22 protein-coding genes and 8 pseudogenes are annotated in these 24,514 nt (G+C 54.1%); 16 read left to right on the forward strand and 14 right to left on the reverse strand.

Translation table 11 applies throughout. The annotated features are described in order from the left end of the window. The first annotated feature begins 184 nt into the window (after window positions 1-184). The gene (locus E3O56_RS26825) at window positions 185-976 is read left to right on the forward strand and encodes a winged helix-turn-helix domain-containing protein (protein ID WP_348984345.1); all 792 of its coding nucleotides are present in this window, start codon (window positions 185-187) and stop codon (window positions 974-976) included. Window positions 977-1,002: 26 nt separating this feature from the next. Here the strand turns inward: E3O56_RS26825 and E3O56_RS22605 are convergent. After that, window positions 1,003-1,617 (reverse strand): annotated as a pseudogene (locus E3O56_RS22605) (FliG C-terminal domain-containing protein); the annotation flags it as partial. 64 nt (window positions 1,618-1,681) lie between these two features. Between E3O56_RS22605 and folE the strand changes: the two are divergent. From folE to E3O56_RS22620, 3 genes and pseudogenes are all read left to right on the forward strand, one after another. Further along, window positions 1,682-2,161, forward strand: a pseudogene (folE, locus tag E3O56_RS22610) (GTP cyclohydrolase I FolE); the annotation flags it as partial. Between the two features lie 36 nt (window positions 2,162-2,197). Next, window positions 2,198-2,908 (forward strand): annotated as a pseudogene (locus E3O56_RS22615) (SDR family NAD(P)-dependent oxidoreductase). 237 nt (window positions 2,909-3,145) lie between these two features. After that, window positions 3,146-3,583: a PAS domain-containing protein gene (locus E3O56_RS22620; protein ID WP_181643171.1), complete on the forward strand. Its 438-nt coding sequence runs from the start codon at window positions 3,146-3,148 to the stop codon at window positions 3,581-3,583. Between the two features lie 162 nt (window positions 3,584-3,745). Here the strand turns inward: E3O56_RS22620 and E3O56_RS22625 are convergent, their stop codons facing one another. Continuing rightward, window positions 3,746-4,684, reverse strand: coding sequence for a LysR family transcriptional regulator (locus E3O56_RS22625; RefSeq protein WP_248129006.1), 939 nt, complete (start codon window positions 4,682-4,684; stop codon window positions 3,746-3,748). 121 nt (window positions 4,685-4,805) lie between these two features. Between E3O56_RS22625 and E3O56_RS22630 the strand changes: the two genes are divergently transcribed. The 3 genes from E3O56_RS22630 (at window position 4,806) to E3O56_RS22640 (ending at window position 6,590) form a co-directional block, all read left to right on the forward strand. After that, window positions 4,806-5,732, forward strand: a complete 927-nt coding sequence (locus tag E3O56_RS22630) for an alpha/beta hydrolase (RefSeq protein WP_248129007.1) — start codon at window positions 4,806-4,808, stop codon at window positions 5,730-5,732. 175 nt (window positions 5,733-5,907) lie between these two features. Continuing rightward, the gene (locus tag E3O56_RS22635) at window positions 5,908-6,117 is read left to right on the forward strand and encodes a hypothetical protein (RefSeq protein WP_248129008.1); all 210 of its coding nucleotides are present in this window, start codon (window positions 5,908-5,910) and stop codon (window positions 6,115-6,117) included. Next, on the forward strand, window positions 6,114-6,590 hold the full coding sequence (locus E3O56_RS22640) for a hypothetical protein (RefSeq protein WP_248129009.1): 477 nt from the start codon (window positions 6,114-6,116) through the stop codon (window positions 6,588-6,590). The genes E3O56_RS22635 and E3O56_RS22640 overlap by 4 nt, the downstream gene beginning before the upstream one ends. A gap of 49 nt (window positions 6,591-6,639) precedes the next feature. On the opposite strand, the gene E3O56_RS22645 is transcribed toward E3O56_RS22640, so the two are convergent. The 3 genes from E3O56_RS22645 to E3O56_RS22655 all read right to left on the reverse strand — a co-directional run bounded on the left by E3O56_RS22645 (window position 6,640) and on the right by E3O56_RS22655 (window position 9,496). Beyond that, window positions 6,640-6,888, reverse strand: coding sequence for a CsbD family protein (locus E3O56_RS22645; RefSeq protein WP_248129010.1), 249 nt, complete (start codon window positions 6,886-6,888; stop codon window positions 6,640-6,642). 875 nt (window positions 6,889-7,763) lie between these two features. Beyond that, window positions 7,764-8,732: a hypothetical protein gene (locus tag E3O56_RS22650; protein WP_248129011.1), complete on the reverse strand. Its 969-nt coding sequence runs from the start codon at window positions 8,730-8,732 to the stop codon at window positions 7,764-7,766. 584 nt (window positions 8,733-9,316) lie between these two features. Next, entirely contained in the window at window positions 9,317-9,496 is a 180-nt protein-coding gene (locus E3O56_RS22655; protein WP_058419427.1) for a CsbD family protein, read from the reverse strand. Window positions 9,497-9,717: 221 nt separating this feature from the next. Between E3O56_RS22655 and E3O56_RS22660 the strand changes: the two genes are divergently transcribed. From E3O56_RS22660 to E3O56_RS22685, 6 genes and pseudogenes are all read left to right on the forward strand, one after another. After that, complete coding sequence (locus E3O56_RS22660) at window positions 9,718-11,031, forward strand: ATP-binding protein (RefSeq protein WP_248129012.1); 1,314 nt, start codon at window positions 9,718-9,720, stop codon at window positions 11,029-11,031. 389 nt (window positions 11,032-11,420) lie between these two features. Next, window positions 11,421-11,825, forward strand: coding sequence for a helix-turn-helix transcriptional regulator (locus tag E3O56_RS22665; RefSeq protein WP_282446916.1), 405 nt, complete (start codon window positions 11,421-11,423; stop codon window positions 11,823-11,825). A 162-nt stretch (window positions 11,826-11,987) separates the two neighbouring features. Next, on the forward strand, window positions 11,988-12,377 hold the full coding sequence (locus E3O56_RS22670) for a DUF2946 domain-containing protein (RefSeq protein ID WP_248129013.1): 390 nt from the start codon (window positions 11,988-11,990) through the stop codon (window positions 12,375-12,377). Between the two features lie 191 nt (window positions 12,378-12,568). Beyond that, window positions 12,569-14,563: a TonB-dependent receptor gene (locus E3O56_RS22675; protein ID WP_248129075.1), complete on the forward strand. Its 1,995-nt coding sequence runs from the start codon at window positions 12,569-12,571 to the stop codon at window positions 14,561-14,563. A gap of 92 nt (window positions 14,564-14,655) precedes the next feature. Beyond that, window positions 14,656-14,892 (forward strand): annotated as a pseudogene (locus tag E3O56_RS22680) (copper resistance protein CopC); the annotation flags it as partial. Beyond that, window positions 14,888-15,064, forward strand: a pseudogene (locus E3O56_RS22685) (c-type cytochrome); the annotation flags it as partial. The pseudogenes E3O56_RS22680 and E3O56_RS22685, both read left to right, overlap by 5 nt. Before the next feature lie 41 nt (window positions 15,065-15,105). On the opposite strand, the pseudogene E3O56_RS22690 reads toward E3O56_RS22685, so the two are convergent. The 3 genes and pseudogenes from E3O56_RS22690 to E3O56_RS22700 form a co-directional block, all read right to left on the reverse strand. Further along, a pseudogene (locus E3O56_RS22690) lies at window positions 15,106-15,261 on the reverse strand (putative natural product biosynthesis protein); the annotation flags it as partial. A 155-nt stretch (window positions 15,262-15,416) separates the two neighbouring features. Continuing rightward, entirely contained in the window at window positions 15,417-15,779 is a 363-nt protein-coding gene (locus E3O56_RS22695) for a histone-like nucleoid-structuring protein, MvaT/MvaU family (protein WP_248129014.1), read from the reverse strand. An 81-nt stretch (window positions 15,780-15,860) separates the two neighbouring features. Beyond that, a complete protein-coding gene (locus E3O56_RS22700) occupies window positions 15,861-16,058 on the reverse strand; it encodes a hypothetical protein (protein WP_248129015.1) in 198 nt (65 codons plus the stop codon). Window positions 16,059-16,269: 211 nt separating this feature from the next. Here E3O56_RS22700 and E3O56_RS22705 point away from each other — a divergent pair, with 211 nt between their 5' ends. Both E3O56_RS22705 and E3O56_RS22710 read left to right on the forward strand, forming a co-directional pair. Beyond that, window positions 16,270-16,506, forward strand: coding sequence for a hypothetical protein (locus tag E3O56_RS22705; RefSeq protein WP_056789372.1), 237 nt, complete (start codon window positions 16,270-16,272; stop codon window positions 16,504-16,506). 141 nt (window positions 16,507-16,647) lie between these two features. Further along, window positions 16,648-17,052 (forward strand): hypothetical protein, encoded by a 405-nt coding sequence (locus E3O56_RS22710; RefSeq protein WP_248129016.1) that lies wholly within the window; start codon window positions 16,648-16,650, stop codon window positions 17,050-17,052. A gap of 101 nt (window positions 17,053-17,153) precedes the next feature. Here E3O56_RS22710 and E3O56_RS22715 read toward each other — a convergent pair. From E3O56_RS22715 to mobI, 6 genes and pseudogenes are all read right to left on the reverse strand, one after another. Beyond that, window positions 17,154-17,453, reverse strand: a pseudogene (locus E3O56_RS22715) (hypothetical protein). A 421-nt stretch (window positions 17,454-17,874) separates the two neighbouring features. Next, window positions 17,875-18,567, reverse strand: coding sequence for a PA1136 family autoinducer-binding transcriptional regulator (locus E3O56_RS22720; protein WP_248129017.1), 693 nt, complete (start codon window positions 18,565-18,567; stop codon window positions 17,875-17,877). A gap of 26 nt (window positions 18,568-18,593) precedes the next feature. Then, window positions 18,594-19,469 (reverse strand): glyoxalase III HchA, encoded by an 876-nt coding sequence (gene hchA, locus E3O56_RS22725; protein ID WP_032880215.1) that lies wholly within the window; start codon window positions 19,467-19,469, stop codon window positions 18,594-18,596. A gap of 500 nt (window positions 19,470-19,969) precedes the next feature. Then, window positions 19,970-22,315: a penicillin-binding protein 1A gene (locus tag E3O56_RS22730; RefSeq protein WP_248129018.1), complete on the reverse strand. Its 2,346-nt coding sequence runs from the start codon at window positions 22,313-22,315 to the stop codon at window positions 19,970-19,972. Between the two features lie 10 nt (window positions 22,316-22,325). Further along, window positions 22,326-23,078 (reverse strand): annotated as a pseudogene (locus tag E3O56_RS22735) (penicillin-binding transpeptidase domain-containing protein); the annotation flags it as partial. Between the two features lie 345 nt (window positions 23,079-23,423). Further along, entirely contained in the window at window positions 23,424-23,885 is a 462-nt protein-coding gene (gene mobI / locus E3O56_RS22740) for a conjugative transfer protein MobI(A/C) (protein ID WP_094993177.1), read from the reverse strand. 357 nt (window positions 23,886-24,242) lie between these two features. Between mobI and E3O56_RS22745 the strand changes: the two genes are divergently transcribed. After that, window positions 24,243-24,380, forward strand: a complete 138-nt coding sequence (locus E3O56_RS22745; RefSeq protein ID WP_198833202.1) for a hypothetical protein — start codon at window positions 24,243-24,245, stop codon at window positions 24,378-24,380. Window positions 24,381-24,514 lie beyond the last annotated feature (134 nt).

A 24,514-nucleotide genomic window follows, 5' to 3' on the forward strand; every position in this document is an offset into this window, starting at 1 on the left:
GGGGTTTTTTTTTGGCCTGATGAAAACACCCGCGGCGAGGAACTTAAGAAATTTCTTGCATAAAACGCAGAGTCAAAATGGAAAAATCCCACTCCCAAATCCGATAACTCCCTGAACCTTGATGAACATACCCTCTGCGAACATTAAGACTGGTCACTCAGAGCAACCGGCGTATTTCTGCCCAGTGCTGTACAAACTGACCCTGTTCAAGAGTGAAACCACCCAAAGCATCGATCTGGGTTTCTCAGGTGGTCGCCTGCTGGAGCGGCTGATTCAGGAACCTGGCCAAGTGATAGACCGGCAAACCCTAGTCGCCCATGCCTGGAATGACCGCGTGGTCGGGCCCGGCAGCCTCAATCAGCAGGTTTATACTCTGCGCAAAATTCTCGGCGACGAAAAAGACCGGCAGATCATTCAGACCGTGGCCCGCCGTGGCTACCGGTTTAACCCGGCGTTCCTGATCGACGCTCCGGCGGCGAGCGCCGCGCCGACGACCGGCGTCCAAACGGCGGACAGCAGCGTCCCGACGGTGCGTTTGGGAAAGCGCCGCAAGTGGACTCTGGGCATGATTTCAGCGACGGTGCTGGTGGCAAATTTCTTCATCACTCTGCCGACCCAGCTCTATGCGAGCCGCCAGCAGGTTGGTGAACACAGCGTGGTGTATGTGGAAAGCCAGCAGCCTCAATTGCAGAAGCTGATCCAGCATACCCATTCGTTGAGCCAGCGAATCCTCAGTTTGAGTGATCAACCGGTGGAGCTGGCCATCGTCGGCGGGGAGAACGGTTACTACCATATCTACTGCTCGCCGCAAGGTCGCGATAGCCAAGGCCCTCCAGATAGCCTTTTTCATTACCTTCCTGGAACCCATCGGCGACGGCACGCTGCAAAGCAATCGGATCATCGCTCCACTGAGGGGCCTCACGGTCCGGCAGCGGCGGGAACCGATAGGGCCGCCAATCACGGCCGTTGCCCCTGATCACTTTGATTGACACGCGCTACTCCTCACTCGACGGTTTGCTCACGGAACAGTTGCACGGCCAGGCCGCCTTCGGTGGCCATCTCTCTCACCACGCCCATGATTTCCTTGCGCACTTGCTCGACCCGGCTCAATGGCACCGGGCCCTGTCGGCGGTTCTGCGCTTCCATTTGCTGCATCTGGCGGCGCGGCATGGCGCCCTGGATGGCCTTGACCAACGCCGGTTCGGCGCCCTTGAGCGCCACCACCCACTCACTCAAGGGAATGGCTTCCAGCAACGCCTGGAGCACTTCGTCGCTCTGGCACGAGAGGATGAAGAAGTCGTACATCTCGTCCTCAATGCGCTCGACCAAGCTGTTGTCGTGGGCACGCAACAACTCGAACATCTGGTCACGATCGCCCTTGTAGCGGTTGAGGATATCCGCCGCTTGCTTGACCCCACGCACTTGCGAGCCCTGGTTGGAGAGCACCGACAAACTGCGCTCGATCAGCAGCTCCAGCTCCTGGATCACATCGCTGTTGATTTCATTGAGATTGGCAATGCGATACAGCAGTTCGTCCTGGCGCCAGCTGGGCATGCTTTCCAGCACTTGGCTGGCCATGCCCGGTGGCAGGAAAGCCAAGAACACCGCTTGCATCTTCCAGGTGGTTCTGCACAACACGGTACAGCGTCACCAAGTCGCCGTTGATATCGTTGAGAACCTCACCCCCAAGCGCGCAGCCAAAGCGATGCAGTACCTGTGCAATGGCTACACGATGAGTCTGGAAGAAGTGATCAATGGCGCATTGTTCGAATCGCAAAACGATGAAATGGTCATCGTACGCGACATTGAACTGTATTCATTGTGTGAGCATCACATGCTGCCCTTCATCGGCAAGGCTCATGTAGCCTACATCCCTACCGGAAGGGTGCTGGGCCTATCGAAGGTGGCCAGAGTGGTGGATATGTTCGCTCGTCGCCTACAGATCCAGGAAAACCTGACCAAACAAATTGCCGATGCCATTCAGTACATCACCGATGCCGCCGGCGTGGCGGTGGTAATTGAAGCGAAGCACATGTGCATGATGATGCGGGGCGTGGAGAAACAAAATTCGGTGATGACCTCATCCGTGATGCTGGGCGCCTTTCGCGAATCCTCCTCTACGCGTCACGAGTTCCTGCAACTGATAGGGCGACGGGGTTAACACCAAAAAATCGCATCAGACCGCAGGAGAGCCTAGATGAACAGTCCCTTGACGATGAACTCCCTTAGTGAAGGCTATCGTGCACTCGTAACAGGCGCCAGTGGGGCGCTCGGCTCGGCGTTTTGTGAGTTGCTCAATCAGGATCCACGGTGTGCGTATGTTCGTGAGTTAGGGCGCAACAGTGTTCCCTGCCTCGACTTGGAGGATGCCGACAGTATCGCCAAAGCGGCAGCCGAATTGACTGAAGAAGCACCGTATCAGTTGATCCTGCATGCCGCAGGTCTGCTTCATCGCGACGAAATATAGCCTGAAAAAAGTTACTCCGCTATTGAAGCAGACGCTTTGCAGTCGGTATTTCAAGTCAACACGTTTGGGCCAGCTCTGGTTTTGCGTCACTTCCTGCCGTTGCTGGACGCTCATGGCGCAATGGCGATGCTCTCTGCCAAGGTAGGTAGCATCGGCGATAACCGCCTGGGCGGTTGGTACGCCTATCGTGCCTCCAAGGCAGCACTGAACATGCTGATTAAAACGGCGGCCATAGAACTGGTAAGAATGCGACCTCAGAGCCGACTGCTGAGCCTTCACCCTGGTACAGTTGTATCAGCACTGTCTCAACCTTTTCGAGGTGCATCTGCCGCCAGGCCGGCAAAGGTGGCCGCCTGTGAATTACTATCGCTGATCGACCGATTAGAGCCTGCTGACAGTGGTAATTTCTTCTCTTATAACGGAGAACGTCTTCCTTGGTAGGCCGGGAATGAAGATTGAATCTGCAGCCGCTGACTGGTTTATTACAGTCCCCCTCCACCATTTCACTGCGCTCTTGTGCAGCAGTGCGTCCATGATGAGACTTGTGATACATGTGAAGAGCGCATCGGGTCGCTGGTAATACCTTGGTAAGTCATAGAGATACTTTCAAATGATCTCGAAAACGCTCATAACCCCCACGTTGTCCTAGAATGATGTGAAATTCACCGAGCTCTGAAAATGATCGACGCAGAACTGCTGAAATTGATGGTTGAAACCTCCAATGATGGCATTGTAATTGCGGAGCAGGAAGGCGATGAAAACATCCTGATCTACGCTAACCCTGCCTTCCAGCGCCTGACGGGATACAGCGTTGACGAAATTCTTTATCAGGACTGCCGCTTCCTGCAGGGTGATGACCGAGACCAAACGGGCTTGGCTGTTATCCGAGAGGCGATAAAGATGCATGAGCCCTGCCGGCAAATCATTCGAAACTATCGTAAGGACGGTAGTGCCTTCTGGAATGAGCTGTCGATTACTCCGGTTTTTAACGAGGCGGATCAGCTCACCTATTACATCGGCATCCAGAAGGACGTCAGCGTCGAATTTGAGGCCAGCGAACGCGTGCGTGAACTTGAAGCGGAAGTCGCCAGCTTGAAAGCTCGCCTGGCTCTATAGCCATGTGAATCGCGCGAACGCTCATAACGCCTTAAATGGAGGAAGTCAGTCGCGTGTCAATGGTGCCGATCAGCACAGTGTTAAGGGCATGGGCGTTATGATTAGTTCAAAGTTGATGAGGCTCGTGAATTCTCAGCTAGCTGCCTGGGCCTCGCTCAGGGGTCAAGGTAAGCGAATACCTTCAACAGAATTCTGTTCCCATGGTGGGCATGGTGACCAAGCCTCCACGAGCTTATCGATGAAGAGTCGAATTTTTGGAGATAGGTGCCGCTTACTAGGGTAGATCACCCGAATAGGCTCTGCGGCCTCTGCATAGCCAGCGAGCAATTGAACAAGTTTGCCGCTCCTCAAATCGTCGTTCACCACGTAGGAAGGAAGAGTCGCGATACCCAGTCCAGCTACAGCTGACTGGTGTAATGACTCAGCACTGTCCATCTGTAGCCTTCCACCGTGAGTAACGGACACAGAGCTACCATTCACGCGAAAATTCCAAGGAAGCAATCTCCCACCGCTCACGAAATGCAGGCACTGGTGCTCGGATAAATCCTCCGGCGTTTTAGGCTCGGCATGCTCAGCCAAATATTTGGGGGAAGCGCAGGTAATCATTTGTTGGTAGGCCACAGTGCGCGTTAACAACCGAGAATCTTCCTTCGGTGGCCCGATGCGCATGGCCAAATCAAATCCCTCATCAATCAGGTCGACCAGCCTGTCAGAAAAGGTGACATCCACGCTCAAGGAGGGCCAGTCCTTAAGACAGCATTCAATGTGCTGAAGGACATGAAGTCTCCCTAACGCAACCGGCAGACTCATCCGAAGTCGCCCACTAGGTGTCGAACGACGAAACGCAAGGGCATCCTCCACGTCATCCAGATCCTGAAGAACGCCCACGCAGCGCTCATACAGAACCTGGCCGTCATCCGTCATGCTCAAGCTACGCGTAGTGCGATTCAGTAAACGTACCTGTAAACGAGCCTCGAGCCTGACTATCGACTTCCCCACTGCAGAGCGCGTAAGGCCAAGCTGTTTTGCCGCCGCAGTGAAGCTTCCAGCGTTTACCGAACTCACAAACGCGGCAATATCATTCAGGTTATGGAGTTCCATAAGGCCTCGATGGTCTCAACGTTCGGGCGGCTTAGCACCTGTTATGGGGAACCCTATTCCCCAATACTAAGCATAGTATCTCAATTAGCTAATCCACTCCCAACGATCAATTGAGGTCATTATGAACACTAAAGTCCAAGCAGCCGTCCAAACCTGGGCCAATAGCCTTAGCGATCTGGTACCCGTTCTTAAGGGAATCGATACCACCACTAAAATGAGCGACATCCGTGACTCTTACGCAAAAATGCTCGCGCAAAATCCAGCGCCAGATGGCGTTAAATTCGAAGCAGTCGACATGGGTGGCGTACCAGGCACACTGGTTACTCCGGACGAGATCAAAACCGACGCGGTCGTGATGTACATCCACGGCGGCGCCTACATTGTAGGACGTCCAGACGGCTACCACGGTATCGGCGGCAACTACGCGAAAATGCTCGGTGCTCGTGTGTACATGCCGGACTACCGCCTCGCTCCTGAGCACAAGTTCCCAGCATCAATTGACGACACATTGCGCGCTTACGAATGGTTGCTTGAGCAGAAAATCCCGGCTAACAAAATTGCGTTCTCTGGCGAGTCGGCTGGCGGCGCGATGGTTGTCAGCGTCATGGTCGCGGCTAAATCGAAAGGGCTTCCATTGCCTGCGGTTGGCTCCTCCATCTCACCATGGGCGAACCTTGAACACACCGGTGCTTCCATGAGCAACCGTGAAGGTCTGGATCCTCTGAACTCCAAGCCTGTCTTGGACATCCTCGCCAGAGCATTCCTAGGCGACACATTGGCCAATCATCCTCTGGCCTCACCTGTGTTCGCGGACGTCACCGGTCTTCCACCAATCTTGGTGCAGATCGGCGAGAACGAGCTGATGTTGAGTGATGCAATACGCCTTGCAAATCACCTGGCTGATAACCGAGTTCGCGTGAACCTGGAAGTATGGCCTGCGATGTTCCACGCCTGGCACTTCTACGCCACCATGCTGCCAGAAGGTCAGCAGGCTATGGAGAGTTCCGTTCGCTTCATCGAGGCTGGCTTGGCCGACGCTAACCGCTAAAACGCAGAACAACCGCGATAGCTTTCTAGGCTATCGTGGCTCTACCCGTATTTTCTAAGGCCCTCTAAGGCCCTCTGCCCACCCACTGCTAGTAGTCTGACAGCTCGCCTTTTCTAGATACGTATTCATTTCTTGTGCTGCGCTATGCTGAGTTTCCCTGAAGGAGGCCACATCAATGCCAAAGGAATACTCGTTGTCGGATGTGCTGGAAAGGATGTACCAAAATCAGCTCGCTCTCGAAGCTGCGCTCATGGAGCTGACCCTCCACGTAGAAGCCCACGGACATGCGGATGTAGGAAATAACGTACGTGGTGCTCTGGAGACAATAGGCGAGAACGCGGGCCACATAAGACAGGGCTTGGCGCGTCTCAGCAAGCTCCCATGACCCAGCCGTTTTTCGATTTTGATCTCAAACGCGTTTCCCGCACGCACTACATCACTGGCAAGGCTGCGATCAACTTTCCGCACGCTGGGAGTACAACTGGCGGTTGGCATTTTCTGTCGTACTTCAACAGAGATACGAGCGTGGCAAAAGTGTCGCTTGCAGGTATTCATTATCCTGATACCACAGACTTCTTTGGTGACGCTGGAATATGCGACGTTACCGACCAGTTGGCGAAGCTAGGCTGGGCATCAGAAGGCAAACGCTTCTTCATGGCCGATCATTACCGAGCGGCTTCCGACATGATCGTTAAGTGGACTCTAAGCGATTCTAAGCACAGCAATGTCGAGATGGCTGAGTGGTTTCCCTCGCTAGAGGACAGACAAATGCTCTTCACGCTTCTGGGAACCGGAAAACAGAAACTTCTCGATATGGGCAGACTGCAAAAACTTGAAGGTTGGATCAGCTCACAGTAAGCCCAACTTAGCAGGAAGTGTCACCAGGTTGGAGACACCTCCAACTCGTTCAGCGACGAAAAATGCGGTTGATCAGGATCAGCGCTGCAGCACCTATCGCGAGTGCAGTGACTGGTTTTTCTTTAACGAACGTGAATACGCTATCCAGTGTATCGCCGTAGGTTTTAGTCAGTTGTCCAGCTGCTTGATGCCCAGCACCTTCAGCTTCCATCTTCGAATCACCAATCAGCTTCCCGACCGCGCTCTGCGCCTTGCCGGCCAGCTTTTCTGCTACACCTTCTACCTGTTCGCTCTTCATGATTTACCAGACCTTCGTGTGTAAGTGGGAACTGAGAACCTACTTAACCCCGCAGCGAGGGATTACCTGCACATCGTTAGGGGCACGGGCCGGATGGTTAGTTCAATTTCCGTGAGTTTCAGGAGTCTTCCTCAAAGCTCGCACGCTGAAAATGCAGGCACGCGTTCGACGACTCAGCTGAAAGCTTGTGCTACGAGCTGATACCACTATGATTTTCGCCTGTTGCTGTCGTGTTGTGTCATCAGCAGCTTCTTCATGAGCAGCCCAACCGCGTGAGAACATCCTTCAAATGGACGTAAGGGCCATTATCATTCAGTCGCGCTGGATCAAACTCATGATCGCCGCTTCCCGTTTCCCGAAGCGAGATGAACGAAGCTAATGCGTTGGCATCTACTCGGATATGATTGAGGGCTGGCAACCGGATAACGTCATGACTGCAAACGAAGATTTGATTACTTGGAACACTCGCTGGCGTCTTGCTGGCGGCATTGTGTCCTGCAAGACATGCCATTCCCAGCAGCCTGAGACTCAACGAGGGAACGCTTTTGAGCACCTTCCGGGTTCTGGTTATGCTGGGCAGCACTGCACGCCGTGGGATGACCTAGACGTGATCTGCCAGAGCTTCAAACAAGACAAATAACCTGGAGGCTGGCTATTGACGACCGCTCGTCAGTAGCGCCAAAAAAAGAGGCGCTCCTGGGAGCGCCTCTCTATTCACTTTACTGCTCGCCAACCGGATTTGAATCGGCTAACTCCGTCCAGCAGATCATGATGTGTTTAACCACAAGTGATTAGCCATGAGCGGAGCTTTACCTAAACCCCAAAAAAACGAAGCGAAAGCGACATCCTTGTCGCCCAAGTGACTCTTTTCTATATCAAACCGAAGGGATACGACGGTTGGTCAGAGCCATGCGACCAACAAAGAAGCTCAGAGCCGCCCCCAAAAGAAGCATCGCCAATGTGCTCCACGCCGCGCGCGAAATTTGCTTGGCAGCAATCTCCCCAGCCTCACGAGCCTTTTGCTCAGCTTGCTGTTTCAACTCTTCAAATTTCTGCATTGCTTGCTGATAAGCCTGAGCGTAGTTATCAACGATCTGAGTTGCCTCCTCCTTACTCTTGCCGGTGCGGGCAGCAACAATGTTGACCAAAGCCTCTTTATCAGCAGCGTTGAGCGCCGGCTCACCGGAGGCTTTTACGCGCTCGAACCACTGCTTCAACTGTTCACCTGCCTGAGCAGGATTAGTAGCTGCATTGGACACTGATTGCTTGCCGTCAGCGGCAGCTTGATCAGCTTTTTGCTCCACGTTCGCTGGAGCCAACTCAGGTTTGCCACTCTGCTGAAGCAAAGTATCCAGCTCACCCTGAAGGCTGTTCCAGTCGAGTTGTACGCCTTGTTCATTCAATTGCTTCTTTACGCTGTCACCAATACCAGGCGCTGCAGCTGCGATGCCGCTACCCGCAGTAGAGAGCCCTTTACCAACAACGGAGCCTGCAGTTCCAACTACGCTTGCGGCCAAGCCAGCCAACAGCCAAGTCGTGAGCAAGGTTGTGACTGTCCAGGTTAGTAAGCCATGCAAGCCGCCACGATCCGGTGCCGTCCTGCCAGAAACGAAAGCTCCGACTCCGATTGCCACCAGAGTAGAAACGAACAACCAGATTCCAGCACCAGTACCGAAACCACTGAGCGGATTACCAGATTCCATCGGGGACACTGCGCTAGCACCGATGGCGGTTCCCAGAACGCTCAGCACTACGTACGTCACCAGTGCAATCGCACTACCGGCCAATACCGAACTCCAGGACACGCGGAATAACGAACGATTCGCTTCATAGACAGTGGTCATACAGACGCCCTTCATGAGTTTTAGGAGCAAGGCTTTGCGCCTTAACCAGTCTGAGTATGGCGAATGGACATACGTTCAAAGAGAGTTCAAATGCACCACAAGAACCGATTCAATTGCACCATAAAATTTTTACTTAAATCCCATTCCTCATAGGCTGGCTATACGCTTGACGTCGCCTATTCCCTTGGATTTTTGACGTAAGAAATCTACAAGGCTGCGCCATGAAAATCGGCCTGTTGCGTCAGTATGGAGTAAGCGATGTCTTCCTAATCGGCCCATGGCGACGATTGAAGATCCCAGGGATCTGAAGCCTCAATAGCGACTGCAGCGGCGGCGACCAATGCGCAACAGGGTGCAAGTCGGCAAAGCGAATGCGGGGGAGTGCAGTGCCGACCCAAATATTAAAAAAAACGATAAGACTGTTTGCTCATCGTGACAGGCTGTTAATAGAGGGATAGATAGCGGTCAGTAATATTTAGCCTGACCGGAACTAAAATGGGTGGAGTCAACTTCCGAGACTAATAAGCCGACTACAATGGCTACCAGCTGATAGCCATCGCAGCGAAGGTATTACCCGCCTAAGGTTACTTCTTGTCTACGGCGTCTTTGACCTTGCCAACCACTTGCTGGGCTTCACCTTTCTTTTCCTGGACAGCCCCTTCTACCTGCAGCTTCTCATTGCCAGTGACCTTGCCGACACCTTGCTTCACATTACCGATAGCTTCGTTGGCCAGGCCTTTGATCTTGTCAGATGTGCCACTCATGAGTTTTCTCCCGGTTAGGAATACGTGTCCTGTCTGGACAGAAAAATTGACTGGCGGCTGTGAACAGGAGTTCCACTTTTTATGACGACCACTCGTCGAACACCTGTCGAGCGCTACCTTGATGCAGGTTTCGCAATGCCTGGATGAAGAAACAATTCCTTGCTGTACGAGCAGTCGAGACAGCATCATCGCCCTTACTTCCACCAGCGATGCGTAGTCAGATGCCCCACATTCCTGCCCCATTTCCTCCAAGCGAGGATGAAAGAGCGTTGTCGCTGGAGCATCTCGGGGTGCTGGACTCGGCTCCGGAGAAAGAATTTGACGACATCGTGATGCTCGCGAGCACATTGTGCGACGTTCCTGTAGCGCTGGTTTCCCTCGTGGACAGAGAGCGTCAGTGGTTCAAGGCTTGTGTTGGACTGGACGTGAGGGAGACTCATCGGGATTTGGCTTTCTGCGCCCATGCGATCCTGGCTCCCGCTGACGTGTTGATTGTGGAAGACGCCAAACTGGACTCGCGATTTCAAAATAGTGCACTGGTGCTTGGCCCTCCACATATCCGCTTTTACGCGGGAGCTCCTATTATTGACGATACGGGACACGCGCTTGGCACGGTTTGCGTGATCGATACAAAGCCGAGAACGTTAACAGAGCAGCAGCGGACAGCGTTGTTGGCTTTGGCTCGACAGACATCTTCACTACTGCAATTACGACTGCTTAGACATCAACGTGAGTATCGAGCAGAGATCCTGGAGAAAGAACTCGCCCAGGCGAAGGTTCTGAATCAACTGACAGAAGAGTCACTGCATCACGCAAGGCGTATCTCCTCCTTGGGGATGGTGACCGCAAGTATCGCGCATGACTTCAACAACATCCTTCAGGCGCTAAGCGCAAGCCTGCAGATGATAAGATTACGAGCAAGACGCCCGGGGGATGTTGAGCAATTCAGCGATACCGGGTTGCAGGCGGTAGACCAAGGGCGGCAGCTAGTCAGTCACCTGCTCTCTAGCGTTCGCTTGGACAGCCCGAATCTAGTCTGCTTAGACGTTAACGCTCGGCTTGAAGAAATGCGTGATGTATTGCTTCGCACAGCTACTGAAAGTATTGAGTTGGCTTTCGACTTGTCGGCTCCAAACACAGTCGTAATGTGCGAAGAAGCCCAATTGAATGCGGCGGTTTTGAACCTTCTCACGAATGCGAGAGATGCGCTTGGGGCGGCAGGCCGTATCTGCATTTCAACGCGACTGGTATGGGTTGAGGGTGACGTTGCGCTGGCTGGAGGCAATTACGTCGTGCTCAGCGTCACTGATACTGGGCCGGGTATACCGGGTGACCTTGCGGCTAAAATTTTTGAGCCTTTTTTCACAACAAAGGAAAGAGGAAAGGGTACGGGCTTGGGTTTATCGCAAGTCCGTGAGTTCGCAGAGAACGCTGGGGGCACCGTCATGGTAGATACTGCACCCGATAAGGGAACAGTCGTATCTTTGTATTTGAAATCATTGGGTCGAATCGACTCAGAGGCCAACCCCACATAAGCTTCTTTGCTTCGGCAATTTGGTAGGCACCTTTCATGCGACATTGGGTAAGCAACACTCAACATAAATTCAAAGCTGCTTAAACATCCAAAAGCGCTGTAGTCGCTCAAGTAAAAACTTTTGTTCATGCAGACGTTAATCCAAGTCAATCATGCGCTGCGGTTTGCTTAAAGATGACCCTGCACCTGATCGCAGCAGGTGATTTCCGTGGGAAACTCAAGCCGTTCAAAGGGCTCGACGCTTTTTGCAATCACTTGTAGGTCGAGGCTGCGCGTCAATTCAACGATTGACTTAGACAATCGCGGCGTCTTTGGGTTTCCATCTGTATAGAATGGCTACTTTAAGTAGATTCATGCTCAAAGGGACTGGCTCAAATCAGGAACGTGTTTATGTCGCTCAAAAATGCTTTCGCTGCCGTCCTTAAAGCTATGCGCGCTGGTAGAGGGCTGACCCAGAGAAACCTGGCAGAAGTCAGCAGTCGGACATACGTCTCGAAACTAGAACGCGGTCAATCGAGTCCAACGCTAGAGATGATCACCGCGTTAAGCGGCCCACTCAATGTACATCCTCTGACCCTAGTAGCCATTACCCTCTGCGCCGAATCGGGGGAGTCCACCAACGCCTTGCTGCGCCGGGTTCAAGATGAATTAGCGGATCTAGCCCATGACGGAATTATTAAGAATTTATCGATTTCGTCGGACGATGGCTCGCCGGTAACACGCCTCTCTACTAAGACCTCAAGTAATCGCTCAGTGACGAGCTCTCCGCAAGTAGAATTCTGCTTCGTGGAGTAGGCGATCCCCGACGCAGTGACACCGTATGGCCTGATCGTACTCGTCAGCCAGCTATCTCGGGAAAGGAATGGCGTTACCTGTGGCGAAATAGCGCACGCATGAAACTTTTACATTGCTCCTTAATTCCGGCTAAATAACCGCCCCTCTACGCTGACCTTGAACATGTCCTCGTTGAAACGCATAAGCCCTTGGATCGCCTGCCTGGCCGTGTTGCTGAACATGTTTGCCATGCCGTTGAGCCGCGCTATGCAGACGCCGGATGTTCAGCTCATGCTTTGGGGTGGATTCTGCTCGGGAGGCAGTTCTCAAGCTTTACCTCCGGGGTTCAAGAAAACAATCGACACTGTCCAGCAAACGCCGTCAAAAACGGTTATGCAGCACGGTGATTGCTGCTGTGGCCATGCTGGAATGGCAGCGCTTCCCTCCAACTACTACCGACACTTTTTACCGCTATACACATCCGACACTTCCCTCGAAAATCCTGAACTGCCGAAGCTCCATCCTAGGATTCGGTGGCCACGTCTAAGTCCACGAGCCTCTCCCTTCGCATGATCATAACGCCGCGACATTGTCCGGCGCTGCCTCTTTAAACTTGTTAGCGGCCTCGATGGACGCTAAACGCCTTGAAGTTTCTTGATCATCAGGAAGTGCGTGCTATGCCTGCTTCACTTACTTTGCCTCATGTAAAGCGTCTGTCTGTGTCCCGTTCCATATGGCCGTTGATGTCGGTTGGCCTATTCGCCATGACCCCTTTGTGCTCGGCTCTGGCCGACGCCAGTAAAGTCGAAGACTCGACCCTGACTCTGGGCACCGTGAACGTCCAGGGCACAGCCAGCGGCCCCTTGAGTACCAGCAGTGTACTCAGCTCAGTGGATATCCTCGGGGGAGATATCTTGGAAAAGATGCCAGTCAATTACAGCTGGGAGTTGTTCAGCCGAGCACCTGGGGTGATGCTCACGGAGTTCAACCAAGGCACGACCTCAGGGAAAATCTCCTTCCGTGGCTTTAACGGCGAAGGCGAAGTGAACGCCGTAAAACTGTTGATTGACGGGATTCCGAGCAACAGCAACGACGGCAACATGCCGTTCATGGACATGATTTTCCCCATGGAGCTGGACAGTATCGAGGTTGTCCGAGGCACCAGTGATGCGCGCTATGGTTTGAACAACATCGCTGGTAACGTCAACATGCTGACCCGCACCGGTGGTGACTACGCCAAGGCGCGGATTCGTTACGGCAGTTTCAACACTCAGGAAACCCAGCTCGCCAAGGGCATAGAAAGCAGCAACTGGACTCAGAACTACTTCTTTGCCTATCAAAAATCCGATGGCTACAGGGATCATTCCCAGGCAGACAGATTTTCGATGTCTGGTAAGTGGTTTTACACACCGGATGACGACAGCTACAGAATCGGTCTGATCGCCCGTCACTACGAAGCGGAGGCCCAGGAGCCTGGCTATTTGACCGAAGATGATGCCCGCCATCATCCGACCATGACCAACAGTTTCAACGCCACCGACAAGGGCACTCGGCGTATGAATCAGGTCAGCCTGCATTTCGATACAGACTTGGCTGAGAACCTCGCATGGTCGGCGAAGACCTACGTCAACACCTTCGATGATCGACGCTGGACGCAATATTGGCGCACTAGCTCCCAACAGGAACGTGATGCCTATGAAACTCAATATGGCGCCCTCACATCTCTGACATGGCGACCGGAGGTCAGCTGGCTGTATGACTTCGCCTTGGAAGGTGGTGCAGACGTACAGCAGCAGCAAAACAAGAGTGAGCGTTATCGCACCAAAGACCGTGCTCGTCTGGCAACTACCCGAGATCAGCAGTTCGACTTCGACACCTACGGCGCCTACGTCCAGGCTGAGATCAAACCTTTCGAGTCGCTGAAGATCGTACCGGCGTATCGGGTCGATAAAATCCAGGGGGATTTCACCAACGAAATGACCGGCCTGGATTACGATATCAACGATTATGGCCTGATCAAACAACCTAAGCTTAGCGTGGTCTATTCGCCCTGGGACGTGGCCAGTTTTTATGCCAACTGGGGCCGTACCTTCCAAGTTGGCACCGGCGCGGCAGCCTACAAAATCCCGCCAAGAGATACCGATCTGGCACCTTCAATCAATGAAGGCTGGGAAACAGGCATCAAGTTCACCCCGGCGGATTGGATTGATGGTCGCGTCGCATACTGGCAGCAAGAAGCCTCGGGTGAAGTCAGTCGCCGCCTCAACGACCCGAGCGGCGAGTCGGACAACGTCGGTGAAACGCGACGGTGGGGTTATGACTTGCAGATGAACCTACACCCAAACGAACGCACTGAAATATGGATGGCCTACTCTTGGCAGTATTCGAAAATACTCCAGCCAAGCGCCACTTTGCCCAACAGTAAAGGCCAGGAAATCGACCATATCCCCCATCACCTTTACAACGCCGGGATCAGCTATGAAGCGACACCTGCGCTACAGCTGACGGCCTGGATGAACGGCCAGACCAACTACTACCTGGAACGAGAAAACACCAAAGGGACGTATGGCGGATACGTGCTAATGAACCTCGGCGCGACCTACAAAGTGACCGAATCAGTGAGCGTCGATCTACAGCTGAAAAACCTCACCAACCGCTATTATGAATACGTTTGGTACGACCCGGATGGTGCCCAAGCATCCCTGCATTCACCAGGTGATGGGCGTGCTTTGTACGCCGGGCTTACCCTGGACTTCTGATGTGGATAGCTGCTGGGGCCCATCTGGCCTCAGCGATACAGAGTACGAATTCGCAGCAAACCATTACTCGTCGTTAACCAGAGGTAATAAAGATGCCAGCTCATTTTGCGAAAAAAATCCTGACCTCCGTGGCATTGCTTGCATCCCTTGCAACGGCCACTTCAGTGTTTGCCCATGCTCACCTTAAGAGTGAAACACCGGCTGCTGATAGCACGGTAAGTGCACCGCAGGAGTTGCGTCTGGTGTTCTCTGAGGGTGTCGAAGCCAAGTTCACCAAAGTCACCATCACTGGCGATGGCGCCGCAGTTGCTATCAAAGGCATCGATACCCATGGCACCCAAAAAAGGTGATCAAGCGGCATGGAAACCCCGCTTGGAGCAAGGCACCGATGTATTAGTCAAACACGTGACCGAAGGCTTTAATGCAATGCCGGCGCGGGGCCTGTGCATGGACTGTAGCGCCGAAGACTACAAGGCCGTGATTGCGTGGATGTCGAAGTAAGGGTAGCGGTAGGGAGGCAGCTTGCTGCCCCCACCAGCTCATAACCAGCGACAAACACTCAGGTAGCAAGTCCAGTTCAGAGGTGGATGATTGCGGTATGCCCAGGTCATGAAACTTCGAAATATGTTCAAGCCGTCCGGTGGATCTAACTTGAGCAACCCAGGACACACATCGAACAACGTATGCCAGTAAGGCAGCCCCGCACTATGTCCTGCCTCATCGGCGAGAGGAGCGTATTTATCCTCGCGCCATCCGGCTCAAATCACCGAAGTATCCGATCAGAAATAAAAATGCCAGTCAGCTTAACTGACTGGCATTACCCTTGAGGGCACTTTTGTTGTAATCACAAAAATCACTTGTTCAGCCAAGACTCTACAGTCGCTGCGCCATGCTCAGTTTTCCATTCCTTCAGGCCGCGATGGTTCCCGCCTTTCGTTTCAATGATTTCACCGGTGTGTGGGTTCTTATAAACCTTCACCTGACGAGCTTTGCGCGTGACTTTAGGTTCAGATACTGGAGCGCGACGGGCTGCTTGTGGATCTAGCAGGTTGATCACGTCCTTCAGGCTATAGCCGTATTTTGCGAGCAAATCGCGCAGCTTCGTTTCGAACTCAATTTCTTGCTTCAGGCCCGCGTCACCCTTGAGGTTTTCGAGCGCCTGGAGTTGTTCGGCAAGGTGTTTTTCGAGTTGGCGGAATTCTGCGAGTTTGGACATGGAAGTTTCCTGAGTAATTAGTATTTTCACGTTACAACAGAATAGACACTCGAATGAAGGAGAAGACTCAACTCTAAGAATCTATAAGATGCTTGGGTAGCGGGCCTGGTGCAGGTCATCGAGCGAGAACAGAGGTTTAAAGCCTGGGTGCGCCTCAACAATCTTACGACGAGCTTCGGTCAAATCGTCAAAGCTGGTAATCCCGCTCACGCCGTACTCGTCGCATGTACCTACAGACGGATTTTCACGCATGCCATTACCGCGAAATTCGATATCCATAAACCGTGGCCCTCTCCATGATGGAACTGAACTGAGTGAGTAATCCTAAGCGTTCCAGGATCATCGTTGAAGGTCTGCCGCCGAGCGAAATAGGTTTTCCTGCCATCACATAGCAGCACGCTACGCTAACTTTGACGTTCGCACTTCGAGGTAATGTTGATGTCCGAAACTGGCCTACCATGCAATTTCTAATCGACTCAGGGAAGAACTGATGACTACAGATCCGTTATGTCTAGTCTTTGTGCCGGCTCTGGCGGCAGTGCTGCAAGCCGCCGAGGATAAAAAGGGCCAGCCGCTTACCGAGATTGAGGTGTGTGAAATCCGAGACAGATCCACCTGCATCGCTTTGCCTTTCAGCGCAGCGTTGGCAATGGAAGAAGATCGTGGTTATCCAGACCTCATCGCTGAGGACTGCTGGAATGAATGGCAACGTCTACGCTCCCAGTGATTTGCGCCTGTACCAAAACAGTGCAGCCCTTCTGTGATCAGACAATCATCCGACTGTAAGCAACCGTTGCTCTCTGTCGGCCACGAGACGCTGGTAGCACACTGAGTACCTCCCTGTCTGCCAAAAGTGAGTCATCCCCTTATGAACGAAGGTTGGCAAAACGACGACTATTTCATCCTCGTCACGGAGGATGAGAGCTTAGCTGCCATGAAGGCCTACGGATTTGATCGTTATCTTCCGGGGTACACGCTATTAGGTCTAAGAGGATGGGACGACTTTATCGTCATCAACTCTTCCGGAGTAATGTTTACCATTCCGACGCTGCCACTCGATGCGTCCTATGCCGCGCCGTTTGCCCTCCCCCAGCAGATTTCCCTTGAACCGGACGAGCGTTTCGCTGGCAAGATCAAGTGGTATACGAAGCCCTTAGCCTTCGGGGGCGACCCGGCGGACAACAAAAATTTCGCATGGATCACTCACGAGCAGCATGCTGAGCTTGTCACCTGGTGGAACGAACAATACAGGAGCGCCAAAATACAGAATTAGTGCAATTGCCCATAAAGCCGAAATCGCGACACATCCTGACGCGGCGTACTGAGGTACTCACGACTAGCCGATACCCTGTTTTTTACCAGAGCTGCTGGGTGCTATCGATGAGTGCCCGTCTCCTCAGCCGGATAAAACTCGCCTTCCTTCCCCATCTTTTCCAGCCGTTAGCGCACCATCAACTCAACGTTGGCCACAGCAGCGTGATCGCCAGGGTTGACCACCTTCACGCAAAGACGTCTGACATTCTGATCGTGGGTGCCCTCGCTCATCATCTCGTGGGTGAAGACCTGTTCGCCACGCCATAGGCATAGCTGGGTATGAGTCCCGCCGAGCCATATCTCGTTGATTGATCTCAGGTCAGTGGTCGCCAGTTGATCGACGGTGATTGTCTTATCCATTGCATTGTACCTTACCCGTGAGTAGACACAGGTAGACTTACAGGCATAGCGGGTCGTTCCAAGCGTCTGCAGCTAAACCGCGCCAATGGTGGAAAGTACGCCCCGGATCAACGTCGGACAATTGAAGGCGCAAGTACGAACAGACAAGGGGAATCCCATGACTGACCCGCCTGGTTTTACATGCAGATGGCCGCGCTTGGATAAACCTTAACCCACCCTCCCCTGTCCAATACTGCCAGCTCAATAATCAGCACAGCACGGAAGAAAAGCACTTGCTTCAGACGCATTCCGGCACAGTTCACGACGGCGTGCTGCCTATGGAACGACTGACAGCTATCGGCCAATAGCCGACATTCAGATCAGCCCATTGAGGAAATTACTCGGAGGTCCAAACGTTCCACCACTCGATCTCGCCGCGTCCTTAACCATCGATATCGCCGTTACGGATGGCCATCCTGATGGCTTGTGCTGTCGTTGTCACGCCCAGACGTCGGCGCGCTGAGCGCAGGTGATTTTCAACCGTACGCTCCGACAAACCGAGAGTTGCTGCAATATCCGCTTGCCGTCTTCCGGCAGCCGTCCATTCCATGACTTCGCGCTCTCGCGGGGAAAGGCTTTGTAACGCTTCGTCCAGTGGAGCCTCAAGCAACCCCCTAGCTGCGAAAAAAGCGGCCGTCGCAACCAGGCTTAGTCCCAAGCGAACCCGCGCGCTTCCATCCACCGGCTCACCCCCCAAGCTCATCGCGCCCTCAAGCCCCTGCGGGCCGAAAACTGGTACCTGCAACCCCTGAATCCCTGGATCACCTGGAGAACGAATCACCCGGTAGCGCTCTTCTCCCTTGACCTGTTCTTTCTGCCAGAAGAAGGATTGCCGAGCATTCAGAAGGTGGCGAGTCACCGGACAATGTCGAACATAAGTCTCGGCATCCACCGATCGACCGTTATCGAACCAATCGCCTTCGACCCAGTAGATATGCTCAACCACTTCTTCACTTGCCGGCGATGCAGAAAACAACACGAATCGATCATAGCCGTAGGGTGTGGCAAACCCCCTGACGGCTTTCTTGATTGATTCAAGTGTGCGCGCCGTCTCTATCTCCAGAGCAGCTCGCATCGCTGTTTCGGCCGGCCCGTCGCTCACTACGATGCGACCTCTTTCAACAATGCTTCAGCTGCCAACTTGCCCAGATTATTGCCTGCCAGTGGGCTGTCGCCGGTCAGCAACTTGCGGTCTTGGAGCGTTGCACCTGAAATATCCTGGTTGACGATCTCAACTCCCAAGGCTTTCAATTGCTCACCAAATTTCCAGGTCAAATGCCCAGGCATATAACCGATGTCGGGCGTTTTTGCGTCGAGACTGTCTGGAAATGCGCAGATCTTGTAGCCGTTGAAAATGTAGGAATCCCTCGACTCTCCAATACCCGCCGCGAGCATTGCTGCTGGGCCGTGACATAGGGAAATCACAAATTTGTCGTTGGTGATTGCCCAATGCAAAGCCGCTTTCACGTCGGCACTCTCCGGCAATCCAATCAGCGCGCCGTGTCCGCCGGGTATGAAAACCCCGATGTAATCCGAATCCTCGCCCAGTGCCTTTTCGACCACATCGGAAAGCTTCAAGGGTTTTTTGAACTGTTCGCGGTATTTGGCGTAGAAATTCTTTACCTCGGTATCTTCGGAAGGCATGGCCCAGAATTCAAACTTCACCGGATTGCCTGACAGGGTCGCAACGTCGAACGCGAAGCCGGCTTTGTCGAGGTGGTACATGGGTAGCAACGTCTCGACCGGGTGATTACCGGTGGAAAACATGGTGCCGTTGTCGGTCAGTAAATAGCGCTCGTCGGCGCCGATCAGCAATATCTTCCAGCGGCCACCTTGGTAAGGATTAGGGTAATCCGCGTCACTCAAATCAGATTTTGGCGAGGTAAATTGGCTTAGCGAGTATGGAGAGGGGAAAAAGGCATTGTCCTCTGCCTGATCCGGTGTGGGGCGCTTGTCGTCACTCTGCAAGGTAGTCATGGTTTTCTCCTACGAATGGGCCGATTGTCGAAATCAATGCTAATAGCGTGACGCAGGCCCAGCAATGAGGGTTTTCCCTCAAAGAAATTTTCCGCACCCATACAGTACGCCGATCGGCCGCTTTTGGCCGGTAGCGGTCAGTCGCGACCGACTGCTATCGGCCAAAAGCGGACTTAACGTGAACCATTCTGTGTCAGCAATTTTGGGACTGAGGAACTCTTTACCTCTTCAGATAAGCGCGACCACTCAGCTGCTGTAGGTTCACAAAATCGGTAATTGCTCAGGCCCCGTGAAATGGGAAGCCTAGTCATTTATTTTGTGAAGTGAAGAGGTGCTTTTCTCAGAAAAGCTGAGAAAATCCTACTTGCCTCTCCCAAAAGTTGATTGGCCTAGTGAGGGCCACTGTTCTACCTTCATGACCGACGCTCAGCCGTTGACGGTACACTGTAGCGCCAGGCACAAGAGGTCCATAGCATTCGTGTGGACATCTTCGACTTTTATCAGAATAGGTCCTGTAGAGTTTGCTGCGTAGGGCTAAGCGATGGGTCACTATCCTGCGTGGTGCTCGTCGCCGGCGCACTCTCGACCTTGAATACTTCCATAGCCGTCTGAGGCCCGTCCGCCGATGCTGCCGTCCCGTCTGCTGTGTTGATCCGCCGAGTTACAACCCCATCAGGCGCAGGCTGCGAGTAAGGTGCTGTCCCGGCAAGTGCCACCTTCATGTAGTCCATCCAGATAGGCAATGCGATGGTCACCCCCCATTCCCTCCGCCCCAAGCTTTGCGGCTTATCGAAACCTGCCCAGACACTCGTCACATAGTTGCCGTTGTACCCCGTGAACCAAGAGTCCTTGGCTTCGTTGGTAGTGCCCGTCTTGCCCGCAATATCGGGGCGATGCAGCGCGGAAGCGGCGCGACCGGTACCCCGCTTGATGACATCCTGGAGCATGCTGGTGAGTAGGTAGGTCGTACGGCTGTCAACAATCTGTTCTGCCACCGCTTCGGGTGCAGGGTTGCGGGCGCTGGGCGCGAAACGCGGGGTGGCCTCGAAGACAACCCGGCCTGAGCGGTCTTCGACTCGGTCGATGAAAAAGGGCGTGACCTTGTAGCCGCCGTTGGCGAGCACGCTCCAGCCGCCAACCACCGCCATGGGGGTAACGGACGCTGTGCCCAGGGCGAAGGAAAGGTTGCGCGGCATGTCGTTAGCGTCGAAACCGAAACGCGTGATGTAGTCGATGGTCGGGTCGACGCCCATGGCTTGCAGCAGGCGGATTGAAATCATGTTTCTGGAACGATACAGCGCTTCGCGCAGGCGAATGGGGCCGAGAAAGGTGCGGTTTTCGTTCTGTGGGCGCCATGCAGGCCCCGAGTAGTCGCTGCCCAGAACAATGGGCGCGTCGTTGACGATGCTCGCCGGCGTATAGCCGTTGTCGAGCGCCGCACAGTAGATGAAGGGCTTGAAGCTTGAGCCCGGTTGCCGTTTGGCCTGTACCACGCGGTTGAAACCGCTCTGGTTGAAATCGAAGCCGCCGATAAGGGCCTTGATCGCGCCATTGTCCGGCGCTACCGACACCAGCGCGCCCTGAACTTCGGGCACCTGGCTGAAAGCTAAAGACTGGTAGCCTGCCCGCTCAACGCGGATCACATCTCCTGGGCTGACGATGTCTGCAGGCCGTGCCGGTTGGCGGCCCAGTGCGCTGTGGTTGATGAAGGGGCGGGCCCACGCCATCGTCTGCCAGGCGAGGTTATGTTGCTTGCCGGTCTGGTCGACAACGGTGATATGGTCGGCGAAGACCTTCGTCACCGCCACAGCTTCCAAGCCGCCCAATGCCGGATATCGTTTCAACCTCTCCAGCCATACTGGGCTCAGGCTGCCGGTGAGATGGCGTTCGGGACCGCGATAGCCGTGGCGCTTATCATAGGTTTTCAAACCGTTCTGTAACGCAGCGTTGGCAGCTTCCTGCAGTGTGCCGGAGACGGTCGTCACCACGCGAAAGCCCTGCGTGTAGGCGTCATCGCCGAAGCGGCTGACCATTTGGGCCCTTACCATTTCGGCGATGTAGGGGGCATTTACCTCGGGTTCAGGTGCGTGATATTGCGCGGTCACGGGCGCCTCCAGCGCGGCACGATAGCGGGCCTCATCGATGCTTCCCAGCGCGTACATTCGCCGCAGAATCCAGTCGCGACGTTGTTTGGCCCTCGCCGGGTTATTTATAGGGTTGAACCGTGAGGGCGCCTTTGGCAAGCCCGCGATCATTGCGGTCTGCGCTAGGGTGAGTTGGGATACCGGCTTTCCATAATAGATCTGCGCGGCGGCTGCGATGCCATAGGCTCGCTTGCCCAAGTAGATCTTGTTTACATAGAGGTTAAATATTTCGTCTTTGGTCAATGTGCGTTCAATGCGCAAGGCCAGCAGTATTTCGGTCAGTTTGCGTGAGACCGTCTTCTCTTTGCTCAAGAAGAAATTCTTGGCCACCTGCATGGTGATCGTGCTGCCGCCGGAGCGCACGTGCCCGCTGCTAATCAATTCCATGGCCGCCCGCACCAAGCCTGTGGGGTCGACGCCACGGTGATGGTAAAAGTTGGCATCCTCCGCAGCCATGAAGGCGGCCAGGAAGTCGCCTGGGATTTGAGTGAACGGCAGAGGGATACGGCGTATTTCACCAAATTCGGCGATTAGCTTTCCTTCTGCGCTGAATACCTGCAAAGGCTCTTGCAGTTGCACGGCCTTGAGGCTTTCTACATCGGGCAATTGTGGGTTGAAGTACAGATAGGTGCCGCTTGCACCAAGCACCAGCACGCTGACAATAGCCAGGGCACACCAGCCCAGGGCCTGTAAAAGCCGCATTCGTTGCTCCTTAAGTAGGTTTTTCGATACCGGTGAGGGAGCGTCGGAGCATTCCAACGCGTGGATCGGTCTTTGCCGGCTTGGGTATCGAGGCGTTTTGCAGGGCATTCGGGACGTCGAATTCCGGCTTCAACTGCCCGTGTGCGTCCAGTAGCCAGGCGTCCATTACCCTCCTGACCACCGGCCCTGCGACCCGGGCTCCGGCTTCACCGTTCTCGATCATCACCGCGACCACGATGGCCGGACGTTGCGCGGGGGCAAAACCGACAAAAAGTGCGTTGTCGCGATGGCGTTCATGGGTCTTGTTGCGGTTGTAGCGCTCGCCCTGCCTGATCGCGATGACCTGTGCCGTGCCACTCTTGCCGGCTATTCGGTATGGCGCGCCCTGGGCTGCCCGGCGCCCGGCACCGCGCGGGTTGTGCATGACCATCTCCATGCCCTTTACCACTTCACGCCAGGTGTCCGGATTTTTCAGGGTGATGTTGGGCAGCGGGTGTGGGTCGGCCGGTTTTTGCCCGCCAATCGACAGCGCCAGGTGCGGCCGATGCCAGATGCCTCTGCTGGCAATCAAGCTTGTAGCCTGGGCCATCTGTAGGGGCGTCATCTGCACATAGCCCTGGCCGATGCCCGCGATAAGCGTTTCGCCGGGGTACCACTGCTGGTGGCGGGTTGCGAGTTTCCAGGCCGGGGAGGGCATCAGCCCCGGCGCTTCCTCGAACAGATCGATCGAGACCCGCTGCCCCAGGCCAAACGCGGTGAGATACCAGCTAGACCGGCACCTACCAAAGATTATTTTATGAAAGTGAAGCCTTTCACTACTAATACCGATCACAGTTGGCCGACTGACTTGGTCGTAAGCGTCACTGCTAATAGCAAATACGGCCTGCGCCCCCCGCGTGCACGGGCCTGCTGGCTGACAGCGAGTAGATTTAGCTCATTACACTGCTTATAGCCCGCACCCGACGTCTGTCCCGACCAAGCGCAGCAACATGTCTCGCCGGAGTTCACTGCTGATACGAGAAAGCCCCGTCAGACCAAGCTGCACGTGGCTTTCGGGTATTGAAGTCGGTTCAGATCCGTTTTGCACTGCTTATAGTATGCTCAGCCTCTACGCCTCCGAGCAGAGGTCGCCATGATCAAGCGCTTGATATCTAGACAGCTTTTTCTCATAGGCGACCAACGTCCGACGCAGCTGACGATTCTCACTGGCGATGCTGCGAATCTCAGCCAGACGCTCCTCAACCTGTAAAACGAGGACACGGTAAGGGGATTTAACAAACTCAAATGAGGAGGCTGGGTATTTGTGTTTACCGTTGCCTTTGGGAATAGTCAGGGGCGCGAACTTGTTTTTTTGCCCTTGCAGTGGCACCAGTTTGCACCAGTAGATCGAGTACGCATTCGGGCTCGTTTGCTTGATTGAAACGGCAGCCACGACAGATTTAACCCAGGTCTTTTTGTATATCTTCATGGACGCATCTATATAGCTCGCGGCCAGGCATCTCGCGTCCGCAAGCAACTGCTCGTACTGCTGATCCAGCAGGGTGACTATCGTCTGTGCTTCTTTACTCATGGCCAAGGCTCTCTTCGCTGTAAGAGCCAAAATGGTGACCGATCGCTGAGCCCCCGGAATTCGATTTCAGACCGTTCTACCGTCGGAAATCTAACGAAGTGGGTGGACTGGCTCACGCTGTCATCCTACCTCGCGTCAGATGATCGACGGATGACGACATGTCAGTCGCAGAAAAACATAACGTGCAAAGGATGCACAATAGATGACGACGGCAGCCTTTACTCTGAGCGGAACAAGATCAACATGTTAAAAGCAGATGATAGCGAGCGGGCGTGTATCCCTGCCTAGCTGCAACTGGCCGACTTCTGCCAGTTACGACAGGCAGAAATCGGCCAGAAGTAGCCAGTCGATGTGTCTATGAAAACTCAGGGCAATTCAGGTCGTTTGGCAGCGGCGGTAGCGGGTGACGATGAGAAAGCTAAAGAAACAGTGATGATTTTTGTAGATCAGGTAGGTTTCGATCCGGTTGACGCAGGCTCGCTTGAGGAGTCCTAGAGGCAACAGCCATCTAAAAGAATATCCCGGAGGTGTTTTCCTCCGGGATTTAGCCTGCCGCTTCTGTCTGTTGTGGAGCTTCCGGGGGCGCGGGGACGCAAGTTGATGGATGCTGCGTCCCGAGAAGCGTATGT

This window comes from Pseudomonas sp. W2Aug9 (genome assembly GCF_023127755.1).
In the GTDB taxonomy this organism is placed as follows: Bacteria; Pseudomonadota; Gammaproteobacteria; order Pseudomonadales; family Pseudomonadaceae; genus Aquipseudomonas; species Aquipseudomonas synxantha_A.

Bases quoted from the DNA above. Each gene is read 5' to 3' on its own strand.
- E3O56_RS22655 (WP_058419427.1), bottom strand. From the start codon at position 9,496: ATGAGTGGCACATCTGACAAGATCAAAGGCCTGGCCAACGAAGCTATC.
- E3O56_RS22745 (WP_198833202.1), top strand. From the start codon at position 24,243: ATGAAAACTCAGGGCAATTCAGGTCGTTTGGCAGCGGCGGTAGCGGGT.
- E3O56_RS22700 (WP_248129015.1), bottom strand. From the start codon at position 16,058: ATGGATATCGAATTTCGCGGTAATGGCATGCGTGAAAATCCGTCTGTA.
- E3O56_RS22660 (WP_248129012.1), top strand. From the start codon at position 9,718: ATGCCCCACATTCCTGCCCCATTTCCTCCAAGCGAGGATGAAAGAGCG.
- E3O56_RS22705 (WP_056789372.1), top strand. From the start codon at position 16,270: ATGACTACAGATCCGTTATGTCTAGTCTTTGTGCCGGCTCTGGCGGCA.
- E3O56_RS22720 (WP_248129017.1), bottom strand. From the start codon at position 18,567: ATGCGAGCTGCTCTGGAGATAGAGACGGCGCGCACACTTGAATCAATC.
- E3O56_RS22670 (WP_248129013.1), top strand. From the start codon at position 11,988: ATGTCCTCGTTGAAACGCATAAGCCCTTGGATCGCCTGCCTGGCCGTG.
- hchA (WP_032880215.1), bottom strand. From the start codon at position 19,469: ATGACTACCTTGCAGAGTGACGACAAGCGCCCCACACCGGATCAGGCA.
- E3O56_RS22675 (WP_248129075.1), top strand. From the start codon at position 12,569: ATGACCCCTTTGTGCTCGGCTCTGGCCGACGCCAGTAAAGTCGAAGAC.
- E3O56_RS22710 (WP_248129016.1), top strand. From the start codon at position 16,648: ATGAACGAAGGTTGGCAAAACGACGACTATTTCATCCTCGTCACGGAG.
- E3O56_RS22645 (WP_248129010.1), bottom strand. From the start codon at position 6,888: ATGAAGAGCGAACAGGTAGAAGGTGTAGCAGAAAAGCTGGCCGGCAAG.
- mobI (WP_094993177.1), bottom strand. From the start codon at position 23,885: ATGAGTAAAGAAGCACAGACGATAGTCACCCTGCTGGATCAGCAGTAC.
- E3O56_RS22625 (WP_248129006.1), bottom strand. From the start codon at position 4,684: ATGGAACTCCATAACCTGAATGATATTGCCGCGTTTGTGAGTTCGGTA.
- E3O56_RS22650 (WP_248129011.1), bottom strand. From the start codon at position 8,732: ATGACCACTGTCTATGAAGCGAATCGTTCGTTATTCCGCGTGTCCTGG.
- E3O56_RS22730 (WP_248129018.1), bottom strand. From the start codon at position 22,315: ATGCGGCTTTTACAGGCCCTGGGCTGGTGTGCCCTGGCTATTGTCAGC.
- E3O56_RS22620 (WP_181643171.1), top strand. From the start codon at position 3,146: ATGATCGACGCAGAACTGCTGAAATTGATGGTTGAAACCTCCAATGAT.
- E3O56_RS22635 (WP_248129008.1), top strand. From the start codon at position 5,908: ATGCCAAAGGAATACTCGTTGTCGGATGTGCTGGAAAGGATGTACCAA.
- E3O56_RS22665 (WP_282446916.1), top strand. From the start codon at position 11,421: ATGTCGCTCAAAAATGCTTTCGCTGCCGTCCTTAAAGCTATGCGCGCT.
- E3O56_RS22640 (WP_248129009.1), top strand. From the start codon at position 6,114: ATGACCCAGCCGTTTTTCGATTTTGATCTCAAACGCGTTTCCCGCACG.
- E3O56_RS22695 (WP_248129014.1), bottom strand. From the start codon at position 15,779: ATGTCCAAACTCGCAGAATTCCGCCAACTCGAAAAACACCTTGCCGAA.
- E3O56_RS22630 (WP_248129007.1), top strand. From the start codon at position 4,806: ATGAACACTAAAGTCCAAGCAGCCGTCCAAACCTGGGCCAATAGCCTT.